The sequence below is a fragment of the Stenotrophomonas sp. 05L44_2 genome, from assembly GCF_056665995.1.
This window is the reverse complement of record NZ_JBFTNR010000390.1, coordinates 1-4,002: the sequence shown is the minus strand read 5'-3', so window position 1 is coordinate 4,002 and position 4,002 is coordinate 1. Positions and strand designations below refer to the sequence as shown.

Below are 4,002 nucleotides of genomic sequence, written 5' to 3'. Positions count from 1 at the left end.
ATGCATGAATTAATCTCATGGCTGRCGCTGAAAAAACGCGCTGGTCGCCTTTGCCCACCCTTTCAATAATCGGGACAGCTTCCACGAGGATTCCGCATGCTTGCCCGTCGTCGATTCCTGCAGTTCAGTAGTGCCGCAGTCGCCTCCACCCTTGCGTTGCCGCTGCTGGCCCGGGCTGCCGCACCCGCCACCGTGCCCGCCACCGTGCCCGCCACACCGGTCGATGCCGCCATCGCCGCCGCCGCCGACTTCGCCGCACTGGAAAAGGCGTGCAGCGGTCGACTCGGCGTAACCCTGCTCGACAGTGCCGGTAGTCGTCGCCTCGGCCATCGCCAGGACGAACGCTTCCCGCTGTGCAGCACCTTCAAGAGCGTGCTGGCCGCCACGGTGCTCAAGCAGGCCGAGCGCGATGCGGCACTGCTGGACCGGCGCCTGCCGGTGCGGACCCAGGACCTCCTGGAGCACGCGCCGGTCACCCGCCGCCACGTCGGCAAGGACCTGACCGTGCGTGACCTGTGCCGGGCCACGTTGATCACCAGCGACAACACCGCCGCCAACCTGTTGTTCGCAGCGATCGGCGGGCCGCCGGCGGTGACCGCGTTCCTGCGCGCCACCGGCGACACGATCACCCGCAGCGATCGCCTGGAGCCGGAACTGAACAGCTTCGCCATCGATGATCCCCGCGACACCACTACGCCGGCGGCCATTGCATCGACGCTGCAGCGTCTGGTGCTGGGCAATGCACTCAGGCCTGCCTCACGCCAGCAGTTGGCCGACTGGCTGATCGACAACGAAACCGGCGATGCCTGCCTTCGTGCGGGCCTGGGCAAGCGCTGGCGGGTGGGCGACAAGACCGGCAGCAATGGCGAAGACGCCCGCAACGACATCGCCGTGTTGTGGCCGGTGCAGGGCGGTTCGCCCTGGGTCCTGACCGCCTATCTGCAGGCGGGCACGATCAGCTTCGAACAGCGCGCGGCGGTACTTGCGCAGGTCGGGCGGATTGCAGATGGGCTGATCCGCTGAAGGGCGCTCTGCCGAAAGGAGAGGACACTTTCAGCCGTGTCCGGCTTGCCCGATCCGGATCGAACCCGCATCCTGCGCGCGTTCGATCCACACGGAAGTCCCCCCGATGAGCCATGAACTGGTCTACCTGCTGCTGATCTTCGCGCTGCTGGTCATCCCGCGCGCGCTGCAGCGGTTCAGCCTGCCGGCGCCGCTGACCTGCCTGCTGTTCGGCATCATCGGCATGCTCTGGCTGGGCGACCAGGCGCACGACGCGGTCATCGCGCTGCTGGCCACGCTGGGCATCTCCTCACTGTTCCTGTTCGCCGGCCTGGAAGTTGACCTGCAGGCCTTGCGGCGCGGCATGTGGCCGCTGCTGGCGCATCTGCTGATCCGCAGTGCCACCCTGTTCGGCGTCGGCTGGCTGGCCTGGCGTTACGCCGGCCTGCCATGGCAGGCGGCCGGGTTGCTGGCACTTGCGCTGCTGACCCCCTCCACCGGTTTCATCATGGATTCGCTGTCGCGGCTGGGGCTGAGCGAGGACGAGCGGTTCTGGGTCACCAGCAAGGCCATCGCCGGCGAACTGCTGGCCCTGGCGGCGTTGTTCATCGTGCTGCAGGCTGGCGATCCCGGGCACATGGCGCTGTCCAGCCTGGCCCTGCTGGCGATGATGATCGGCCTGCCGCTGCTGTTCATCGCGCTTGGTCGCTGGGTCGCGCCGCATGCGCCGGGCTCGGAATTCTCACTGCTGGTGATGGTGGGCATGGTGGCGGCGTACATCACCTACCTGCTGGGCGTGTACTACCTGGTTGGCGCCTTCATTGCCGGCCTGGTCGCGCGCCTGCTGCACCAGCGAATGCCGCTGCTGGCCTCGCACGAAAACCTGCATGCGCTGCGTCTGTTCGCCTCGTTCYTCGTGCCGTTCTACTTCTTCAACGCCGGCACCAAGGTGCCCAGCGAAGCGCTGAGCTGGGAGGCGCTGGGGCTGGGCATCGTCATCACCCTGGTGGTGCTGCCCCTGCGCATCGCGGTGGTCTGGCTGCAGCGCCGCGTGATGTTCGGCGAGAGCTTCCGCAGCAGCCTGCGTGTGTCGCTGGCGCTGGCACCGACGCTGATCTTCACCCTGGTGCTGGCCGCGATCATGCGCGATCGCTTCCAGATTCCCGCGGTGCTGTTCGGCGCGCTGCTGCTGTATGCCGCCTTGACCACGCTGCTGCCCTCGCTGGTGTTCCGCACGCCGTTCGATGTCGATCCGGTCGAGCAGGAGCCGGCAGGGCAGGGCGAAGATGCGCCGGTGGCGGCGACGGACGTGGTTGCCGCCGCCCCTGCAGCCGAGCGCTGAGGTGGATCCAGGGAGTGCGGTTTGCGCCCATCGGCCATGGCCGTTAGGGTTGGGGCATGAAACCGATCGCCGCTGTTGCTTCCGCCTTCGCCCTGCTCGGCCTCGCCGCCTGCTCGCAGCCATCGCATACGGTCAACCACGATCTGTCGACCGCGCCGGCCGACGCCTTCATGGCCGCGGTCGCTGCCCATTGTGGCCAGGCGTACGAGGGCAAGGTGGTGGAAGACACGCCGGCCCCCACCGGTAAAGACCCCTTCGCCGGGCAGAAGCTGGTGATGCACGTGCGGGGCTGCGCCGACCCGGGCCATGAGCTGCGCATCCCGTTCCACGTCGGCGATGACCATTCGCGCACCTGGGTGTTGACCCGCACCGAGCACGGGCTGCGCCTGAAGCACGACCATCGCCACGCCGATGGCAGCCCCGATGCGATCACCCTGTACGGCGGTGACAGCAAGCCGCCGGGCACCGCCGAACGCCAGCAGTTCCCCGCCGATGGCGAATCGGTGGCGATGTTCCGCCGTGCCGACATGCTGGCTTCAACCCACAACACCTGGGCGATGGAGATCGAGCCGGACCAGCGGTTTGTCTATGAGCTGACGCGCCCGGAAGGGCGCCGTTTCCGGGTCGAGTTCGATCTCAGCAAGCCGGTCGCGCTACCGCCGGCGCCCTGGGGTGATGCAGCGGCGCCGGCACCCTGATCGGCCCCCTGGCATGCTGCCGCGGACAGCCCGGCGCTACCCCTCAACGCGTGCCGAAGCGCGCCCGGCAGCCGTTGCTGACCCACACGTTGCCGCGCGAGTAGCCCCAGGTCCGGCCTTCCTGGCAGGCGCTGCCGGACAGCTGCTGCTGCAGCACAGGCCGGCCCTGGCGTTCATCCCAGTTGCAGCTCTGCTGGCGGTTGTTGTTGCTGCTGCAGGTCACGGTGTAGTTGCTGTTGCCACCACCCCAGCCGCCGCCATTGCCCCCACCATTGCCGCCGCCCCAGCCACCGCGGGCCTCGGCGAACTCGGCGCGGCAGCCGCGGTTGACCCAGATCGCGCCGTTGCGCACGCCCCAGTTCTGGCCTTCCACGCACTGCGTGCCGGAGATCTGCCGGACCACGCGTGCGTTGCGCCAGCCCACCGGGCAGCTGCGTTCGCGGTTGTCCTGGCTTTCGCAGCGCACGGTGCCGCTGTTGCCGTTGCCGTTGCCACCACCCCAACCGCCGCCGTTGCCGCCACCCCAGCCGCCTCGGCCCTGGGTGAATTCGGCGCGGCAGCCGTTGTTGACCCAGATGCTGCCATTGCGGGTGCCCCAGGTTCGGCCTTCCACACAGGCCGAGCCGGACAGCTGGCGGACCAGCCGGGCATCGCGCCAGCCGGTGTTGCAGACGCGTTCGCGGTTGTTCTGGCTCTCGCAGCGGACCACCCCGTCCTGCGCGGCGGCAGGGGCGGAGTGCAGGGCGAGCGCGGTAAAGGTGCCAAGGATCACGGCCAGGCTGGCCAGGGACTGCGGTTTCATGGCGACATCCCCATACGGGAGTAGGTGCGCGACTATAAGGACGGGGGCGATCAAGCCCGCGTGACCGTCCGCATTTGCCCCGGCCGGGGCGTCGGCCGCAGAATAAGAGGCTTTCCGGCCCCCATCAGGCGCCGGCGTTCTCCAGCGGAGCTTTCCCC

Annotated in this window: 4 protein-coding genes; 3 read left to right on the top strand and 1 reads right to left on the bottom strand. The window is 68.6% G+C overall.

Translation table 11 applies throughout. The annotated features are described in order from the left end of the window. Positions 1-96 precede the first annotated feature (96 nt). From blaL2 to AC1VAN_RS14135, 3 genes are all read left to right on the top strand, one after another. The gene (blaL2, locus tag AC1VAN_RS14145; protein WP_282279913.1) at positions 97-1,023 is read left to right on the top strand and encodes a L2 family extended-spectrum class A beta-lactamase; all 927 of its coding nucleotides are present in this window, start codon (positions 97-99) and stop codon (positions 1,021-1,023) included. A gap of 106 nt (positions 1,024-1,129) precedes the next feature. After that, positions 1,130-2,344, top strand: a complete 1,215-nt coding sequence (locus AC1VAN_RS14140) for a cation:proton antiporter (RefSeq protein WP_480986019.1) — start codon at positions 1,130-1,132, stop codon at positions 2,342-2,344. A 56-nt stretch (positions 2,345-2,400) separates the two neighbouring features. Beyond that, positions 2,401-3,042, top strand: a complete 642-nt coding sequence (locus AC1VAN_RS14135) for a hypothetical protein (RefSeq protein WP_025874684.1) — start codon at positions 2,401-2,403, stop codon at positions 3,040-3,042. 43 nt (positions 3,043-3,085) lie between these two features. Here the strand turns inward: AC1VAN_RS14135 and AC1VAN_RS14130 are convergent, their stop codons facing one another. Then, positions 3,086-3,844, bottom strand: coding sequence for a DUF3011 domain-containing protein (locus AC1VAN_RS14130; RefSeq protein ID WP_025874683.1), 759 nt, complete (start codon positions 3,842-3,844; stop codon positions 3,086-3,088). Positions 3,845-4,002 lie beyond the last annotated feature (158 nt).

Excerpts from the sequence above, each read along its gene's own strand:
- blaL2 (WP_282279913.1), top strand. The coding sequence starts at position 97 with ATGCTTGCCCGTCGTCGATTCCTGCAGTTCAGTAGTGCCGCAGTCGCC.
- AC1VAN_RS14130 (WP_025874683.1), bottom strand. The coding sequence starts at position 3,844 with ATGAAACCGCAGTCCCTGGCCAGCCTGGCCGTGATCCTTGGCACCTTT.
- AC1VAN_RS14135 (WP_025874684.1), top strand. The coding sequence starts at position 2,401 with ATGAAACCGATCGCCGCTGTTGCTTCCGCCTTCGCCCTGCTCGGCCTC.